At 69.3% G+C, this 17,432-nt stretch carries 16 protein-coding genes; 8 read left to right on the top strand and 8 right to left on the bottom strand.

Annotated features, from left to right (window positions below; translation table 11 throughout):
* Positions 1-3: 3 nt before the first annotated feature.
* Entirely contained in the window at positions 4-1,749 is a 1,746-nt protein-coding gene (locus tag NM203_RS31010; protein WP_255064712.1) for an acyl-CoA dehydrogenase family protein, read from the top strand.
* Positions 1,750-1,766: 17 nt separating this feature from the next.
* Here NM203_RS31010 and NM203_RS31005 read toward each other — a convergent pair whose 3' ends face one another.
* On the bottom strand, positions 1,767-2,846 hold the full coding sequence (locus tag NM203_RS31005) for a class I SAM-dependent methyltransferase (protein ID WP_255064711.1): 1,080 nt from the start codon (positions 2,844-2,846) through the stop codon (positions 1,767-1,769).
* Between the two features lie 68 nt (positions 2,847-2,914).
* On the opposite strand from NM203_RS31005, the gene NM203_RS31000 reads away from it, so the two are divergent.
* Complete coding sequence (locus tag NM203_RS31000; protein ID WP_408633443.1) at positions 2,915-3,649, top strand: SHOCT domain-containing protein; 735 nt, start codon at positions 2,915-2,917, stop codon at positions 3,647-3,649.
* Positions 3,650-3,652: 3 nt separating this feature from the next.
* Here NM203_RS31000 and NM203_RS30995 read toward each other — a convergent pair whose 3' ends face one another.
* Together NM203_RS30995 and NM203_RS30990 are read right to left on the bottom strand one after the other, a co-directional pair.
* Positions 3,653-4,285: an MBL fold metallo-hydrolase gene (locus NM203_RS30995; RefSeq protein ID WP_255064709.1), complete on the bottom strand. Its 633-nt coding sequence runs from the start codon at positions 4,283-4,285 to the stop codon at positions 3,653-3,655.
* Positions 4,282-5,367 (bottom strand): S-(hydroxymethyl)mycothiol dehydrogenase, encoded by a 1,086-nt coding sequence (locus tag NM203_RS30990; protein ID WP_255064708.1) that lies wholly within the window; start codon positions 5,365-5,367, stop codon positions 4,282-4,284. Before NM203_RS30990 ends, NM203_RS30995 begins: the two co-directional genes overlap by 4 nt.
* Positions 5,368-5,459: 92 nt before the next feature.
* Here NM203_RS30990 and NM203_RS30985 point away from each other — a divergent pair, with 92 nt between their 5' ends.
* The 4 genes from NM203_RS30985 (at position 5,460) to NM203_RS30970 (ending at position 9,710) form a co-directional block, all read left to right on the top strand.
* Positions 5,460-7,085, top strand: coding sequence for a helix-turn-helix transcriptional regulator (locus NM203_RS30985; RefSeq protein ID WP_255064706.1), 1,626 nt, complete (start codon positions 5,460-5,462; stop codon positions 7,083-7,085).
* An 86-nt stretch (positions 7,086-7,171) separates the two neighbouring features.
* Positions 7,172-8,251, top strand: coding sequence for a class I SAM-dependent methyltransferase (locus NM203_RS30980; RefSeq protein ID WP_255064705.1), 1,080 nt, complete (start codon positions 7,172-7,174; stop codon positions 8,249-8,251).
* An 11-nt stretch (positions 8,252-8,262) separates the two neighbouring features.
* Entirely contained in the window at positions 8,263-9,087 is an 825-nt protein-coding gene (locus tag NM203_RS30975; protein WP_255064701.1) for a serine hydrolase domain-containing protein, read from the top strand.
* Between the two features lie 110 nt (positions 9,088-9,197).
* Positions 9,198-9,710, top strand: coding sequence for a DUF3145 domain-containing protein (locus NM203_RS30970; RefSeq protein WP_255064697.1), 513 nt, complete (start codon positions 9,198-9,200; stop codon positions 9,708-9,710).
* Positions 9,711-9,726: 16 nt separating this feature from the next.
* On the opposite strand, the gene NM203_RS30965 is transcribed toward NM203_RS30970, so the two are convergent.
* From NM203_RS30965 to NM203_RS30955, 3 genes are read right to left on the bottom strand one after another with little or no spacing between them, the layout of a single operon-like run.
* Complete coding sequence (locus NM203_RS30965) at positions 9,727-10,014, bottom strand: DUF1905 domain-containing protein (RefSeq protein WP_255064695.1); 288 nt, start codon at positions 10,012-10,014, stop codon at positions 9,727-9,729.
* Between the two features lie 10 nt (positions 10,015-10,024).
* Positions 10,025-10,921 (bottom strand): diacylglycerol kinase, encoded by an 897-nt coding sequence (locus NM203_RS30960; RefSeq protein WP_255064694.1) that lies wholly within the window; start codon positions 10,919-10,921, stop codon positions 10,025-10,027.
* Positions 10,918-12,498, bottom strand: coding sequence for an FAD-binding oxidoreductase (locus tag NM203_RS30955; RefSeq protein WP_255064842.1), 1,581 nt, complete (start codon positions 12,496-12,498; stop codon positions 10,918-10,920). The genes NM203_RS30960 and NM203_RS30955 overlap by 4 nt, the downstream gene beginning before the upstream one ends.
* Before the next feature lie 50 nt (positions 12,499-12,548).
* On the opposite strand from NM203_RS30955, the gene NM203_RS30950 reads away from it, so the two are divergent.
* Together NM203_RS30950 and NM203_RS30945 are read left to right on the top strand one after the other, a co-directional pair.
* Positions 12,549-13,136: a TetR/AcrR family transcriptional regulator gene (locus tag NM203_RS30950; RefSeq protein WP_255064692.1), complete on the top strand. Its 588-nt coding sequence runs from the start codon at positions 12,549-12,551 to the stop codon at positions 13,134-13,136.
* Positions 13,133-14,659: a glycerol-3-phosphate dehydrogenase/oxidase gene (locus NM203_RS30945; protein ID WP_255064690.1), complete on the top strand. Its 1,527-nt coding sequence runs from the start codon at positions 13,133-13,135 to the stop codon at positions 14,657-14,659. Before NM203_RS30950 ends, NM203_RS30945 begins: the two co-directional genes overlap by 4 nt.
* 15 nt (positions 14,660-14,674) lie before the next feature.
* On the opposite strand, the gene NM203_RS30940 is transcribed toward NM203_RS30945, so the two are convergent.
* Complete coding sequence (locus NM203_RS30940) at positions 14,675-16,105, bottom strand: acyl-CoA carboxylase subunit beta (RefSeq protein WP_255064688.1); 1,431 nt, start codon at positions 16,103-16,105, stop codon at positions 14,675-14,677.
* Positions 16,106-16,144: 39 nt separating this feature from the next.
* The gene (gene kasB, locus NM203_RS30935; RefSeq protein WP_255064686.1) at positions 16,145-17,419 is read right to left on the bottom strand and encodes a 3-oxoacyl-ACP synthase KasB; all 1,275 of its coding nucleotides are present in this window, start codon (positions 17,417-17,419) and stop codon (positions 16,145-16,147) included.
* Positions 17,420-17,432 lie beyond the last annotated feature (13 nt).

Below are 17,432 nucleotides of genomic sequence, written 5' to 3'. Positions count from 1 at the left end.
GCCATGACGACGACTGACGGCCTGCTGTTCAACCCCAACACGTACGACCCGCAGGAGTTCGATTCCGAAACCCGCAGGTTGCTACGGGCGACCATCGACTGGTTCGAGGGGCAGGGCAAGAAGCGCATCCTCGACGCGGACCTCGCCGCCGCGTGGCCCGCGGACTTCGTCGAGTTCGTCAAGCGGGAGAAGCTGTTCGCGACGTTCCTGACGCCGTCGGAGTTCGCCGACGGCAACTCCGACAAACGCTGGGACGCGGCCCGCAACGCGGCGCTCTCGGAGATCCTCGGCTTCTACGGGCTCACCTACTGGTACACCGAGCAGGTCACCATCCTGGGTCTCGGGCCGGTCTGGCAGAGCGAGAACAAGGACGCGAAGCTGAAGGCGGCCGATGATCTGGAGGCGGGCGAGGTGATGGCCTTCGGGCTGTCCGAACGCGACCACGGCGCCGACGTCTACAACACCGACATGGTGCTCGAACCCGCGAGCGAGGAGGACCGCGAGAACGGCATCCTCTATCGGGCCACGGGGGAGAAGTACTACATCGGCAACGGCAACGTCGCCAGCATGGTGTCGGTGTTCGGCAGGCGCGGTGACGTCGAGGGGTCGGATGCGTACGTGTTCTTCGCCGCCGACAGCCGACACGAGAACTACCACCTGATCGACAACGTCGTGCACATGCAGATCTATGTGAGCACCTTCCGGCTGGAGAACTACCCGGTCCGCGCCGAGGACATCCTGCACGAGGGTGTGGAAGCCTTCGCCGCCGCGCTGAACACGGTCAACATCGGGAAGTTCAACCTGTGCACCTGTTCGATCGGGATGGTCGAGCACGCCTTCTACGAGGCCATCACGCACGCGCAGAACCGGATCCTCTACGGCAATCCCGTCACCGACTTCGCGCACGTGCGGACGAGTTTCGTCGACTCCTACTCGCGGTTGGTCGCGATGAAGCTGTTCAGCCAGCGCTCGGTGGACTACCTGCGCAACGCCAGCCTCGAGGACCGGCGCTACCTGCTGTTCAACCCGGTGACCAAGGCCAAGGTCACGATGGAGGGCGAGAACATCGTGCGCACTCTGCACGACGTCGTCGCGGCGAAGGGCTACGAGAAGAACACCATGTTCCGCGAAGTGGCTCAACTCATCGGCGCGCTGCCCCGGCTCGAGGGCACGGTGCACGTCAACGTCGGCCTGGTGCTCAAGTTCATGCCGCAGTACATGCTGAATCCGCGCGCCTACGAAGCGATTCCGACGAGTACCGACGCAGCCGACGACGTGTTCTTCTGGAATCAGGGGCCGACCCGCGGTGCGGCCAAGGTGCAGTTCGCGGACTGGGCGCCGGCGTACGAGGCGGCCGTCGACATCCCGAACGTGGCGGTGTTCTACGAGCAGGCCAAGGCGTTCCGCGACCTGTTGCTCACCGCCGCACCGGATGCCGAGCAGCAGAAGGACCTCGACTTCCTGCTCAACGTCGGCCACCTGTTCACGCTGATCGTGTACGGCCAGCTGATCCTGGAGCAAGCCGGCCTGACCGGACTCGACGCCGACATCGTCGACCAGATCTTCGACTTCCAGGTCCGCGACTTCAACACCTATGCCGTTGCGCTGCATGGCAAGCCGACCGCGACGACCGCCCAGCAGGACTGGGCGCTGGCGGCGATCCGCAAGCCGGTTCCGGACGCCGAGCGCTTCTTGCGGGTGTGGGAGCGGGTGCGCGCCCACGACGGCGCCTACGAGATGGCGCCCTGACACCTGGCCGGCTGAGGTCAGTCGGCGCGCTTTTCGATCACCAATTGCGCCAACGGGATCCGGATCTGCACCGGGTCCGCTTCGATACGCGCGGCGATGCCCTTCTGCAGTTCGTCGAAGAACACCGACACCGGCTGTTCGCGGTTCGGATCGAGGGCCCACGACAACGTCGGGAACAGGGCCGAGCGGGTGAACGCCGCCCACTGCGCGCCGAGCACGCGCGCCTTGCCGTCGCTGCGGTACTGCTTCCAGAACCGGTCCTCGGCCTCGAAGAGCTCCATCCGGGCGATCGACAGCTTCTCGAACGTGCCGGACGGGGCGAACGGCGACTCGAAGTCCTTTGCGCTGCGACCGACGATCGGAATCGACATCGCCTGTCGCTCTTCGTCGGTCAAAACACCGGCGGCGACGAGATCGGCCAGCGTGTCGACGAGTGCGGTGACCAACGGCTGGAAGCCGAGCTCGCCGTCGCCGTCGACGCCCATGGCCATGACGACGAGCCGACCACCGGGGCTCAGTTCGCGGCCGCGGAACGCGACGAACTCGTGCCAGTCGTGAGCGGCCTGCTTCGCGTAGGCCGTGCGGACGGCGGCGTCGCCGCTGTAGGCCGCGAGGAGGTGGTCGCCCACGGGCATCGGGACCCGGCTCAACCAGTGCAGCGCCCACGACGACCACGCCAGGTTGACGCTGTTCGACGGCAGAATCTGCGAGTAGTACGACCTGCCCACGGCGGAACCGAACGAGGCGGGATCGCGTTTGAGGTAGCTGTCGGGGTCCTCGGACAGCGTGCGGAACAGCGCGGTGAAGTCGTTCTCCGGCACGTCGGTGTGCGTCACCAGCACCGAGTGCTCGGGCCGGGTGCGCTTGCGCAGCACGGAGATCGCCGCACAGATCGGCAGCACCGAGTTGTGGCCGGTGCCCGCGCCGTAATCGACGATGACGATCGGGCGCGGCGAACGGGGGATGGGCACCACCTCTGCGGCCTGCTCGAAGAGCGTGATCGCCTCGTGCAGTCCGGCGGCCTGCAGCCGGGACGCGGCGCTGTACCAGCCGCTGTCCTTGGCCTCGGGCCGCACCACCACGCTCGATTCGCGCATGAATGAACGGTACTGCGCCCGATGAGCGCGTGCGCGAAGAGCGCGATGCCCGACGTGACACACTTCCGATCATGAGTCGTTCCGCGCCCCGCGCGCTGACGCTGGTCGGTGCGCTGACGGCGGTCGTGGCGGCGGTCGGATTCGTGGTGTCGCTCATTCTCAACGCGTTCGTCTTCGACGAGTTCGACGCGTACGGCGAGGTGTCGATCCCCGGCTCCGGCAGCGTTGCGCTGCCCGCCGGCGAGGTGCTCATCAGCTTCCACACCATCGTCATCGGCGGTTCCGGCAGCGGTTTACCGGTGCCGCGACTGTCGATCGACATCGTGCCGCCGGAGGGCGTCGCCGCTCCGGTGCTCACCGAGGACATCGGAGCGTCCACGTTCGTCAACAACGACGCCCACGTGCGCGTGTGGATCGCACAGGTGTCCGCCGAGGGTACCTACGAGATCACCACCGACGGCAACGTCGGGGCGTTCCTCGATCCGAGCCTGGCGTTCGGTCACGGCAGTCGGTACGGCTTCCTGCCCTGGGTGTTCGCGGCGGTCTTCGGGCTCGGGCTCGTCGCCCTCGTCATCGCCGGGGTGTGGGCGGCGCGGGCGCGGCGCGGCGCAGCGCAGCCGTTCGGCTCACCGGCCTACGGCGCGCCGTATCAACCGCCGCAGCAGACCTACGGCTCGTACTCGCCCAGCGAGCAGGGCATCCGGCTCGAACAGCTCAACAACCTTGTCCGGCTGCGTGATTCGGGCGCGCTGACGCAGGACGAGTTCGAGGCGGAGAAGAAGCGCATCCTCGACGGCGGCTAGCGCTCAGCTGCCGCGGGCGACCCATTCGTCGTAGTGCACGAGTTCGTCGCCCACGGTGGTGGTGTCGCCGTGACCGGTGTAGACGACCGTCTCACCGGGCAGCATGCCGAGGCGTCCGGAGATGGAGTCCAGGATGGTCGGGAAGTCCGAGAACGAGCGACCGGTGGCGCCGGGGCCGCCCTGGAACAGGGTGTCACCGGAGAACACCGCGCCGAGGTCGGGGGCGTACCAGCACACCGAGCCCGGGGAGTGGCCGGGGGTGTGCAGGGCGCGCAGTTCCACCGAGCCGGCCTGCAGCGACAGCCCGTCCTCGAAGCCGCGGAACTCCTTGTCCGGGTGGGTCATCCGCCACAGCATGTCGTCTCCCGCATGGAGGAACACCGGCGCGTCGAGGGCCTCGCCGAGCTCGGGTGCGACGGTGATGTGGTCGTTGTGACCGTGCGTGCAGACGACGGCCACGACGTTGCGGCCCGCGACGGCGTCGATGATCGGTGCCGCGGTGTGTGCGGCGTCGAACACCACGACGTCGTTCTCGTCTCCGACGACCCAGACGTTGTTGTCGACGTCCCAGCTGCCGCCGTCGAGTTCGAACACCCCGCTGGTGACCACGCGGGTGATGTGGTCGCTCGCGCTCACAGGATCACCACGGAGCGCAGGACCTCGCCGGCGTGCATCTTGTGGAACGCGTCCTCGATGCCGTCGAGTCCGATGCGTTCGGAGACGAAGCGCTCCAAGGGAAGTCGGCCCTGCCGGTACAGGCTGATCAGCGTCGGGAAGTCGCGTTCGGGCAGGCAGTCGCCGTACCACGACGACTTCAGCGACCCGCCGCGGGAGAAGAAGTCGACCAGCGGCATCTCCAGCGTCATGTCCGGGGTGGGCACGCCCACCAGCACGACGGTGCCCGCGAGATCGCGCGCGTAGAACGCCTGCTTCCAGGTCTCGGGCCGCCCGACCGCGTCGATGACCACGTCGGCGCCGTTGCCGCCGGTCAGATCCTGAATGGTCTCGACGACGTCGAACTCCTTGGCGTTGACGGTGTGGGTGGCGCCGAAGTCGCGTGCCCAGTTCAGCTTCTTGTCGTCCATGTCGACGGCGATGATCGTCTTCGCCCCGACCAGCGCCGCGCCCGCGATGGCCGCGTCGCCGACCCCGCCGCAGCCGATCACCGCGACGGTGTCGTCACGCGTGACGGCGCCGGTGTTGATCGCCGCGCCCAACCCGGCCATCACGCCGCAGCCGATCAGGCCCGCGACCGCGGGGTCGGCCTCGGGATCGACCTTGGTGCACTGACCCGCGGCCACCAGGGTCTTCTCGGCGAACGCGCCGATGCCCAGTGCCGGGGACAGTTCGGTGCCGTCGGTCAGCGTCATCTTCTGCTCGGCGTTGAACGTGTCGAAGCACAGGTGCGGGCGGCCGCGCTTGCACGCTCGGCACTGCCCGCACACCGCGCGCCAGTTCAGCACCACGAAGTCGCCCGGCTCGACGTGGGTCACGCCCTCGCCGACGGATTCGACGGTGCCCGCGGCCTCGTGGCCGAGCAGGAACGGGTACTCGTCGTTGATGCCGCCCTCGCGGTAGGTCAGATCGGTATGGCAGACACCGCAGGCCATCACCTTCACCACGGCCTCGCCCGGACCGGGATCGGGAATCACGATGTCCACTACCTCGACGGGCTGCTTCCTACTCCGGGAGATCACCCCGCGCACTGTCTGACTCATGCCACCAACCTAATGGGTCGGGGTGCGCTCGATGAGGCGGCTTCGGCGAAGAGTCTGGCGAAGAGGTCGAGTCAACTGGTGTGATGGGTGTCGTGGATCTGTTGGTACGTCGCCTGAGTGACGAGCTCGCCGAGGCGCGTGCCGCCCACGCGCGGGGCGACTGGGCGGCGAGTTACGCGGCGTTCGTTCGCGCCGACGGCATCGGCTCCATGTCCCCGGCCGATCTCGACGCGTACGCGGCCGCGGCGTGGCGGCTGGGTCACGGTCGCGAAGCGGCGCGGCTCGCCGAACGTCTGTACAACCTGCACCTGCGCACCGACCCCGCGGCCGCCGCGATGAAGGCGGTCGAGATCGGGCTGGAGTGGCTGACGCGCGGGGATCTCAACATCGCCACCGGGTGGACGAGCCGCGCCCGCCGCCTGCTCGCCGACGCGCCCGACGGCGTGATCCACGGATATCTGGCCTATCTGGACACCGTGCTCGCGGTCGTCGCGCAGGACGTCGAGGTCGCCGCCGAGCACGCCGAGCGCGCCGCGGCGATCAGTGTGCGGTCGGATGACCCGTCGCTGACGGCGCTGGTGCCGGTCGCGCAGGCCATGGTCGCGTTCGCCGACGCCCGTGCTGAAGACGGTCGCGCGCTGATCGACGAGGCACTGCTCCTGCTGCTCGCCGGTGATGTCGCGGTCGAGTGGGCGGGGGACATCTACTGCGTCGTGCTCAATCAGTGTCACCGGCTCAGCGACCTGCCGCGCATGCGAACGTGGACCGAAGCGCTGGAGCGCTGGTGTGACGTCAACAAGCCCGCGACCTACTACCGGGTGTGCGACGTGCACCGGCTGCAGCTGTCGGTGACCCACACCGATTACCGCCTGCTGGAGAACGAGTTGTTCACCGCGAGTGCGGCTCTGGAGGGTGTGAACGGCTGGGTGGGGGCCGAGGGCTTCTATCAGCTCGGCGAGGTGCGACGCCTGCGCGGCGACACCGACGGCGCCTTCGCGGCATTCGCCAAAGCGCGGCTGCTCGGCGTCGAGCCGCAGCCGGGCGAGGCGTTGCTCAAGTGCCGGCTCGGCGACCCGCACTCCGCTGCAACGGATCTGCGCGTCGCGATGGCCGGTCGCGATCGGGTGGGCCGGGTCCGGTTGCTGCGCGCCGCCGTGGAGATCGCGCTCGCGTGCGACGCCGTCGACGACGCCGAGGCGCACTGCCGCGAACTCGAGGCGGCTGCCGAGGTGTATTCGACGCCGGGTTTCCGCGGCTGGGCCGCACACGCTCGAGGGGCCGTCGCGGTGCGGCGCGGTGCGTTCCACGACGCTCTCACCGCCTTCGACGCCGCGCTCGGGCACTACCGCGTGCAACAGTCTCGCTACGAGACCGCCGAGGTCTACGAGTGGATGGCGCTGGCGCACAGCGGGCTCGGCGACGACGCGGCCGCAGCCGCCGACGTGGCCACCGCCGAGGCCGTCTACGAGCAGCTGGCCGTCCAGCCCAGCGGTGCGTGTGCCAGGAAGTCGCCGGGCGGCCTGACGCGGCGCGAAGTCGAGGTGCTTCGCGCGATCGCGAGCGGTGCGACCAACCGGCAGGTGGCCCAGCAGATCCGCATCAGCGAGAACACCGTCGGCAGGCACCTCGCCAACGTCTACGCCAAACTCGGCGTCTCCTCTCGCACGGCGGCGGTGAACTGGGCGTACCAGAACAACGTGATCGTGCAGGCGGACTGACTACATCGTCCGCACCACGAGCGGCGGCGGCGTCTACATGATTCGTGCGATACCGCCCGCGAGCCGGTCGGCCTAGCGTTCCGATCATGACGACACTCGATGACGAGGCCATCGGCCTCGAGGCGACCTCGCGGTTCGCCGAACGGATGCAGGACACCATCGACTCCGCCTGCATCGCGATCCTGCTCAGCATCGGACACCAGACCGGATTGCTCGACACGATGGCGGTCCTGCCGCCCGCCACCAGCACGCAGATCGCGGATGCCGCCGGACTCAACGAGCGCTACGTCCGTGAATGGCTCGGCGGGTTGACGGCGGCGGAGATCGTCGACTACGACCCCGCGACCGGTTCGTACGTCCTGCCGCGCGAACGCGCCGCGGTGCTGACCCGCGCGGCCGGCCCGCAGAACGTGGCTCGCGAAGCGCAGTTCATCGCGCTGCTCGCCGAGGTCGAGCAGAAGGTGATCGGGTGCTTTCACGCGGGCGGCGGACCGTCGTACGCCGACTACCCGCGCTTCCACGGGCTGATGGCCGAGGTCAGCGGGGAGGTGTTCGACGCAGCGCTCGTCGACGTCGTGCTCCCGCTCGTCGAGGGCCTGCCCGAACGGCTGCGCGACGGAATCGACGTCGCCGATATCGGTTGCGGCAGTGGACGTGCCGTCAATCTGATGGCCACGTCCTTCCCCGCCAGCCGGTTCACCGGGTTCGACTTCTCCGACGAAGGGGTCGCGACGGCCTCCGCGGAGGCGCGCCGGGTCGGTGCCGCCAACGCGTCGTTCCTCGCACGCGACGTCGCCCGGTTGGAGGAGGTGGGCGCCTTCGATCTGATCACGGCCTTCGACTCGATCCACGATCAGGCGCACCCCGCTCGCGTGCTGGAGAACATCCACCGGGCGCTGCGGCCGGGCGGGACGCTGTTGATGGTCGACATCAAGGGGTCCAGCAATCTCGAGGACAACGTGGGTGTGCCGATGGCGCCGTACAAGTACACGGTGTCGACGATGCACTGCATGAGCGTCTCGCTCGGGCTCGACGGATCGGGGTTGGGCACCGTGTGGGGTCGCCAGCTGGCGACGTCGATGCTCGCCGATGCCGGGTTCGACGAGGTCGAGGTTCGGGAGATCGAGACCGATCCGTTCAACTTCTACTACGTCGCCCGCAAGTAGCATCTGCACGCGTGACCGCACTCGAGGATCTCGCCGACTGGCCCGTCCCCGCCGCCGCCGCCGCGGTGGTCGGGCCGTCCGGGATCCTGGATCGGCACGGTGACGTCGACCGGCCGTTCGCGCTCGCGTCGGTGACCAAACCCCTCGTTGCGCGGGCGGCGCACGTCGCCATCGAGGAGGGGATGGTCGATCTGGACACCCCCGCCGGCCCGCCCGGCTCGACGGTCCGGCACCTGCTCGCGCACACGTCGGGGTTGGCGATGCGCTCGGACGACCTGATCGCGACGCCGGGAGCGCGGCGGGTCTACTCGAACGAGGGCTTCCGCGTGCTCGCCGAGGTCATCGAGCGGGAGTTCGGCGAGTCCTTCACCGAGTACCTGCGCGAGGCCGTGTTCGAGCCGCTCGAGATGGGGTCGTCGACGCTCGTCGGCGGCGCCGCCGCGGCCGGATACGGCGGAGAGTCGTCGGTGTCCGACCTGTCCGCTTTCGCGCTCGAACTGCTGCGTCCCCGGCTGGTGTCGGCCGAGATGGCCGCCGAGGCGACGACGGTGCAGTTCCCCGGACTCGACGGCGTGCTGCCGGGATTCGGCACGCAGCGGCCGAACGACTGGGGACTGGGCTTCGAGATCCGCGACGGCAAATCGCCGCACTGGACGGGATCGGCGAACTCCGGCGCGACCTACGGCCACTTCGGTCAATCGGGCACGTTCCTGTGGGTCGATCCGGCCGCTGACCTGGCCCTCGTGGTCCTCACCGACCGCGACTTCGGGGACTGGACGCGCGAGCTGTGGCCGGCGCTCTCTGATGGGGTCCTGAGAGAATTCGCAGCACACTAGCGCAACAAGCGCCCCACAGGGCACAATGGACACGCACGATTAACTGCATCTCTTTGGTAACACCAGGTCGTTGGGGAAGACGTCCCTCAGTGGAGCCGAAGGAGCAGATGATGCGCGCGTTGAACCAGTTCGCCGACGCGGCGACCGGCGTGGTGTACGTCCATGCCTCACCCGCGGCGGTGTGCCCTCATGTCGAGTGGGCGCTGTCGTCGACCCTGTCGGCCCGAGCGAACCTCAAGTGGACCCCGCAACCCGCCATGCCGGGACAGCTGCGTGCGGTCACCAACTGGCGTGGCCCGGTCGGTACCGGCGCCCAGCTGGCGAATGCGCTGCGGTCGTGGTCGGTGCTGCGCTTCGAGGTCACCGAGGACCCGAGCGAGGGGGTCGACGGACACCGCTGGTGCCACACTCCGCAGCTCGGGCTGTGGAACGGCCCGATGAGCGCCAACGGCGACGTCATGGTCTCCGAACTCCGGCTCCGAGCACTGATGGCGCAGGGTGCCGATGCGCTCGCCGCCGACCTCGACACCGTGCTGGGCACCGCATGGGACGAGTCGCTGGAGCCGCTCCGCGACGGCGGCGACGCCGGCGAGGTGACCTGGCTGAACAGGGGAGTGGGCTGAGGCTCTCCTCGCCGCCCTACCCGCCGACCGACAACCGGACGCGCACGACGTCGCCGTCGTCGATGCCCTCCGGTCGACGCACCGCCACCTTCAACGGGACCAGGTAGACGTCCTCGCGCGGGATGAGCGAGGTCGTCACCTCGGTGTCGCCGATGTGCACCCGCGCCGGGATGACGCCCCAGCCGTAGGTCAGTTCGGCGGCGTGGTCGTGCAGGAACGCGTCGACCTCGGCGGGTGTTTCGACGAAGAAGTACGGCGCGGGCCCGCGCCACTGGAACACCTCGGCGTCGAACGTCCAGACCATGCCTGAAACCCTAGGGTCGCAGGATGTTCAACGCGCCGGGAACAGCCGCCACCTCGACGGGCAGCGGGCAGACGTACTCACCGTCCGCGTAGGCGTTGATGCCGGGCGAGTCGACGGTGATGCTCCTGGCACGCCTCGTCTGCACCTCGTCTAGATCGACGTGCGTGCCCTTGAAGACGGTGGGGAACAGTCGGATCAGCTTGGTGCGCGACGCCGACGCCACCATCGTGGCGTCGAGGAGGCCGTCACGGGGATCCGCCTCGGGACAGATCCTCATGCCGCCGCCGTAGGTCTTCGTGTTCCCGAACGCGGCGAGGGTCAGGTCGGTGGCGACCTCGTCGCCGTCGAAGGTCAGCCGGAACGGCAGCAGGCGCAGCTTCGACAGTTCGGCCAGCATCGCGACGTTGTACCGCATCCTGCCGTGCGGCCAGCGCATCCGGTTCGTGCGGTCGGTCACCAGCGAGTCGAAGCCGGCGGCCATCACGGTGCCGAACCAGCGGTCGGTCCCGTCGGCGCCCCGGATCCGCCCGAGGTCGACGGTGTCGACGCGACCGTCGACCACGACGTCCGCCGCGGCCTCGGGGTCCTTCGTCGGGATGCCGAACTCGCGCGCATGGTCGTTGCCGGTGCCCGCGGGGATGATCGCGAGCGGCACGTCGGTCTGGGCGAGCACCTGGAGCGCGAGCGAGATGATGCCGTCACCACCGACCACGACGAGGGCGTCCATTCCGCGTTCGAGCGCGCCGTCCACCAGCCTGCGCGCGTGTGCGGAGTCGGTGCCCGCGATCGCCACGACGTCGACACCGCGTTTGTGGAGTTGCGCCACCGCCCGCTCGGCGGCGTGCGGTGCGCTGCCGTGTCCCGACGCCGGGTTGGTCAGCATCGTGATGCGACCGGTGGCGGTCACGGGATCAGCTTGCCGGGGTTGAGGATTCCCGTCGGGTCGAGTACCTGCTTGACCGCGCGAAGCACCTCCACGCCGAGGTCGCCGACTTCGGCCGCCATCCACGGCCGGTGGTCCGCGCCGACGGCGTGGTGGTGGGTGATGGTGGCCCCGCATCGGACCATCGCATCCGACGCCGCGATCTTGGCCGTGCGCCACTGCTCGATCGGGTTGCCGCGCTGACCGGCCACCACCGTGAAGTACAGCGAGGCGCCGGTGGGATACACGTGCGAGATGTGGCACAGCACCAGCGCCGGAGTGCCCGTCGCTCCGAGGCTACTCGTGAGTGCTTCGGTCACAGCGGCTTTCAGCACCGGCAGGTTCGACCAGCTGGTCGCCGTCTCGAGCGTCTCGCAGAGGGCGCCCGCGGAGAGCAGCGAGTCGCGCAGGTACGGCGCGCCGAAGCGGCCGTGTTCCCACGCCTTGGCCGACGCTTCTCCGAGCGACGTGCCGCCGTGCGCCTCGATCAGGGCTCGGGTCTCGGCGTGCCTGCTCGCGGTGTGTTCCTCGGTGCCCTCGAACGCCGTGATCGCGAGACACCCACCGGTGATCGTCTGCTCGCCGATGCTCTCGGTCGTCGCGAGGTTCACCCCGGTCTCGGCCTCGTCCGACAGCCGGATCACGGTCGGTCCGGTGCCGGTTTGCACGACCGCGCGCAACGCGTCGGCGCCCGTGGTGAAGTCGGGGAAGGACCACGCCTCGTAGCGCGTGGATTCCGGTGCGGGGTGCACGCGGACGCGGACGCGGGTGATGACGCCGAAGACCCCCTCGGACCCGACGATGAGCTGACGCAGATCGGGGCCAGCCGCGGACGCCGGCGCGCGGCCGAGGTCGAGGACGCCGGCCGGGGTCACCGCGCGCACGCCGCGAACCATGTCGTCGAACCGGCCGTACCCCGCCGAGTCCTGACCGGACGACCGAGTGGCGGCGAACCCGCCGATGGTGGCGAACTGGAAGCTCTGCGGGAAGTGGCCCAGCGAGAACCCACGCGCGCCAAGCAGTTTCTCGGCGTCCGGCCCGGTGACGCCGGCTCCGAGCACGGCCTCGCCGGACACCTCGTCGAGGTCGTGCAGGTCGTCGAGTCGCCGCAGATCGAGCGAGACGACGGCCTTGAAGTCGCCGCGGATGGGGTCCAGACCGCCGACGACGCTGGTGCCACCGCCGAACGGGACCACGGCGATGCTCTGCCGCACGCAGTACTCGAGGACGGCGGCGACGTCGTCCTCGGAGCCGGGCAGCAGCACCGCGTCGGGCGCGTCCTGAACGCCGCGGTCCCTGCGGCGCAGCAGATCGAGTGTCGACTTCCCACCGGCCCGCAACAGGCGGCCGATGTCGTCGGCGATCACGTTCTCGGCGCCGACCATCGCGGTGAAGGCGGCCCGGTCGGCGTCGGACAGGGCCGACGGGCGGAGGCGGACCTCGTCGGCGGATAGCTCGGGGCCGGCCTCGCCGTCCACTCCGAGCGCCTGCTTGAGCAGGGTGCGGATGCCGTCGGACAGCGGCTTGGCCGCTGCCGGGTCACCCCAGGCGTTCCACTTCATCGGGGGCAGCGTCTGGTCGTCCGGTCGAGTCATGCGTTACAGTATTACACATGCTGTCAATCAGTAACGAGGACTCGGATGCCGAATCCGTGGTCGACCGGATCCTCGACGCCGCCGCGAGTTGTGTGCTGGCCTTCGGCGTCGGGCGGGTGACCCTCGCCGAGATCGCCCGTCGCGCGGGCGTCAGCCGTCCCACGGTGTACCGGCGGTTCCCCGACACCCCGTCGATCCTGTCCGCGCTGCTCACGGTGCGGATCACCCGGACGCTCGACGCCGCTCCCAGCGGTGGGGTCGGACGTGAGCACGTGGTCGCGCGCATCGTCGCCGTCGCCGAACGACTGCGCCGCGACGACGTCATCATGGCGGTGCTGCACGAAGCGCCCGACTTGGCCATGCTCTACCTCTCGGAGCGTCTGGGCACCAGCCAGCAGATCCTGCTCGACACCGTCGCGGGCGAACTGAAGGCCGCCCAGGACGAGGGCAGCGTCCGCGCGGGCGACGCGCGGCAGTTCGCCGCCATGTGCCTGCTGATCACCCAGTCGACGATCCTGTCGGCTCAGGTGATCGAGCCGATCCTCGACGCCCCCGCGCTGGCGACCGAACTCGCCCACTCGCTGAACGGATACCTGAGGCCATGACCGCAACCGCTCTGAACGCCGCCCGCCGCACCGCCGACCTGACCGCACTGGCCGACGGCGGCACCCTCGACGTCGTCGTCATCGGCGGCGGTGTGACGGGTGCGGGCATCGCCTTGGACGCGGCGAGCCGCGGGTTGTCGGTCGCCCTCGTCGAGAAGCACGACCTCGCGTTCGGCACCAGCCGGTGGAGCAGCAAGCTCGTCCACGGCGGGCTGCGGTATCTCGCCACCGGAAACGTCGGCATTGCCAGGCGCAGTGCAATCGAGCGTGGAATCCTGATGTCGCGCAACGCTCCTCATCTCGTCTCGGCGATGCCGCAGCTGGTTCCGCTGCTACCCGAGATGTCGCCCGCGGCCCGCGCGCTGGTGCGGGTCGGCTTCGTCGCGGGCGACGGACTGCGCAAGCTGGCGGGCACGTCGGCGTCGGTGCTGCCGCGGTCGCGACGCGTCGACGCACGGCGTGCGGTGGAACTGGCTCCGACGGTGCGGCGCGACGGCCTCGACGGCGCCTTCCTGGCCTACGACGGTCAGTTGATCGACGACGCGCGGCTGGTCACCGCCATCGCCCGCACGGCGGCCCAGCACGGCGCGCGCATCCTGACCCGTGTCGCCGCCGACGAGGCCACCGGTACGTCGGTGCGGCTGACCGATCAGCTGACGGGCGAGTCGTTCGAGGTGACGGCGCATGCGGTCGTCAACGCCGCCGGCGTGTGGGCCGGGGAGGTCGACGCATCCATCCGGCTGCGGCCGAGCCGCGGCACGCACCTGGTGTTCGACGCGGCGGCCTTCGGCAATCCGACTGCAGCCCTGACGATTCCGATTCCCGGCGAGCTCAACCGGTTCGTGTTCGCGATGCCGGAGCAGCTGGGCCGCGTCTATCTCGGCCTGACCGACGAGGACGCCCCTGGGCCCATTCCCGATGTGCCGGAGCCGACGCCGGAGGAGATCGCGTTCCTGTTGGACACCGTCAACACCGCGTTGGCGACACCGCTGACGACCGCCGACGTCGTCGGCTCCTACGCGGGCCTGCGGCCGCTCATCGAGTCCGAGGGGCACACCGCGGACGTCTCACGCGAGCACGCGGTCACCGAGTCACCCAACGGCGTCGTCAGCGTCATCGGCGGGAAGCTCACCGAGTACCGGTACATGGCCGAGGACGTCCTGGACCGCGCCATCGCGTTGCGCGGCCTGACCGCGGGGCCCTGTCGCACACGGAATCTGCCGCTCGTCGGTGCGCCGGCGAACTCCGTCTCGACCACGCGTTCGGACGTCGAACCACCCTCCTCCCTGCTAGCGCGTTTCGGTGCCGAGGCGCCCAACGTCATCGCCCGTGCCACCTGTGACCGCCCGACCGAACCGGTGGCCGACGGAATCGACGTCACCCGAGCGGAATTCGAGTACGCCTACACCCACGAGGGTGCGCTCACCGTCGACGACGTGCTCGACCGGCGGACCCGAATCGGGCTCGTCGACGCCGACCGAATTCGGGCGGCGCAGGCGGCCGAGGAGGTCTTCCCCCGCTGAGCAGGGTAGGCGAGATTACAGCGGGATGTTCTTGTGGCGGCCGCGGCGGGCGGGCGCCTCGGCGAGCGCCTGAGCGACCCGGCTGCGGGTGTGCGAGGGGTCGATCTTCTCGTCGACGACGCCGATCTCGATGGCGCTGTCGACGCCGCCCGCGATCCGCTCGTGCTCGGCGGCCAGCGACTCGTGCAGGGCGTCGCGCTCGTGGTCGGGAGCCGCGGCGAGCTTGCGCTTGTGCAGGATGCCGACGGCGGCCTTGGCGCCCATGACGGCGACCTCGGCGTCCGGCCACGCGAACACCTTCGTCGCGCCGAGCGAACGGGAGTTCATCGCGATGTAGGCGCCGCCGTAGATCTTCCGGGTCACCAGCGTGACGCGGGGAACGGTGGCCTCACCGAACGCGTGCAGCAGCTTCGCGCCGCGGCGCACGACGCCACCCCACTCCTGGTCGACTCCGGGCAGGTAGCCGGGCACGTCGACCACGACGACGAGGGGAATGCCGAAGGCGTCGCACAGTCGAACGAAACGCGCTGACTTCTCGGCACTTTCGGAGTTCAGGCAGCCACCGAGCCGCAGCGGGTTGTTGGCGATGACGCCGACGGTGCGGCCGGCCAGCCGGCCGAGACCCACCACGATCGACGGCGCCCACTTGCCCTGGAACTCCTCGAACGGGGTGTCCGCGTCGAGCAGCGCGTTGACCAGCGGGTGCACGTCGTACGCGCGGCGGGCCGACTCGGGCAGCAGCGCCATCAGGTCGGTGTCGCCCGACTCGGCCTTGCTGCGGTCGAAATGACCCTGCTGGCAGAACAATCCGACCAGCCGGCGACCGCGCTCATAGGCGTCGAGCTCGTCGTCGGCCACGATGTGGCAGACGCCGGACTTCTTGTGGTGCGCCTCGGGGCCACCGAGCGACACCATGTCGACGTCCTCGCCGGTCACGCTGCGCACGACGTCGGGGCCGGTCACGAAGACCTTGCTGTCGGGCGCCATGACGATGACGTCGGTGAGCGCCGGGCCGTAGGCGGCACCGCCCGCGGCGAATCCGACGACGACCGAGATCTGCGGGATGTAGCCGGACGCCCGGATCATCGCCTCGAAGACCAGGCCGACCGCGTGCAGCGCCTTGACGCCCTCGGCCAACCGCGCGCCGCCCGAGTGCCAGATGCCGACGATCGGGCTCTGCTCCTCGATCGCGGTGTCGTACGCGTCGACGATGTGCTTGCAGCCGTCGATACCCATCGCGCCGCCCATGACGGTGCCGTCGGTGCAGAACGCGATGGTCCGCACGCCGTTGACGGTGCCGCCGGCCGCGAGCACGCCGGACTTGTCCCGTTCGTGCAGCAGTTCGACGGTGCCGTCGTCGAAGAACGTGGCGAGGCGAAGCAGGGGGTCGCGGGGGTCGAGTGACTCGTTGACGTTCTCGGGAGCTTCGGGATGCACAGTGGTCATCTCAGTCCTTTACATATTTGTCGAAGTACTCAGGGTGTCTCAGTACTTACCGAAGGCGAGAGCGACGTTGTGCCCGCCGAATCCAAACGAATTGTTGATTGCGTACTCGTAGTCGCCGGGTCGCGGCGATCCGGCGACGACGTCGAGGTCGATCTCCGGATCCAGGTTCTTGAGGTTGCGCGTCGGCGGGATCATGCCGTCGCGCAGCGCCAGCAACGTGAGGATCGACTCGACCGCACCCACCGCGCCCACGGAGTGTCCCAGTGCGCCCTTCGGCGCGAACACCGCGGGCTTGTGACCGGCCATCGCGTTGTTGATGGCCTTGCCCTCCGCGACGTCGCCCACCGACGTGCCGGTGGCGTGCGCGTTGACGTGATCGATGTCGGTCGGCTGCAGACCCGCCAGTTGGATGGCGCGCGTCATCGCGTGCCCGGCCTGCTCGCCGTTGGGGTCGGGCGCGACGATGTGGTAGCCGTCGGAGGTGACGGAAGCCCCCATCAGTCGCGCGTGAATGGTGGCACCGCGGGCTTTCGCGTGCTCCTCGGTCTCGATGATGAGGAGCGCGCCGCCTTCGCCGAACACGAACCCGTTGCGGTCCTTGTCGAACGGCTTGCAGGCGCCGGGCGGGTCGTCGTTGGTCGTCGACAGCACGATGCGCATCTGGGCGAACCCGGCGATGGGCACCGCCTCGATCTTCGTCTCGACCCCGCCGCAGATCGCGACGTCCGCATCGCCGAGCACGATGTTGCGCCAGGCGTGGGCGACCCCCTCGGACCCGGAGGCGCAGGCCGAGACCGGGGTGACGACCCCGGCCCTGGCCTTGCGCTCCAGTCCCACTGCGGCCGCGGCCGCGTTGGGCATGTACATCTGGACGGCGAGGGGGGAGACGCCCTTGAGGCCCCTGGCCCGCATGCCGTCGTAGGCGTACAGCAGTTCCTCGCTGGAACCCATACCGGTGCCGATCGACACCATCAGCCGACGCGGGTCGACCTCCGGGTTGCCGGCGTGGTCCCACGCACGCCTGCCGAGCACGGTGGCCATCCGCTGGAGGTAGGACAAGCGGCGCAGTTCCAGCGGCGCCAACTCGCCGTCGAAATCCTCCAGCAGATGTCCGCCGATGCGAACGGGGAGGTCGTACTCCTCCACGAACGGATCGTCGAGCAGACGAATCCCGCTCTCTCCGGCGAGGAGTCGCTTCCAGGTCGAGTCGGCGTCGGTCCCCAACGCGGTCGTCATCGTGAATCCGGTGACGACGACATTGGGGAAACCGCTCCCCGTGGACAACCGGGTATGCCCTGCCGAACTCTGGACCATTACGACCTCGAAG

The sequence above is a fragment of the Mycolicibacterium arenosum genome (genome assembly GCF_024320865.1).
GTDB lineage: Bacteria > Actinomycetota > Actinomycetes > Mycobacteriales > Mycobacteriaceae > Mycobacterium > Mycobacterium arenosum.
The sequence above is the reverse complement of the archived record's forward strand: the minus strand, read 5'-3'. Positions and strand labels throughout refer to the sequence as shown.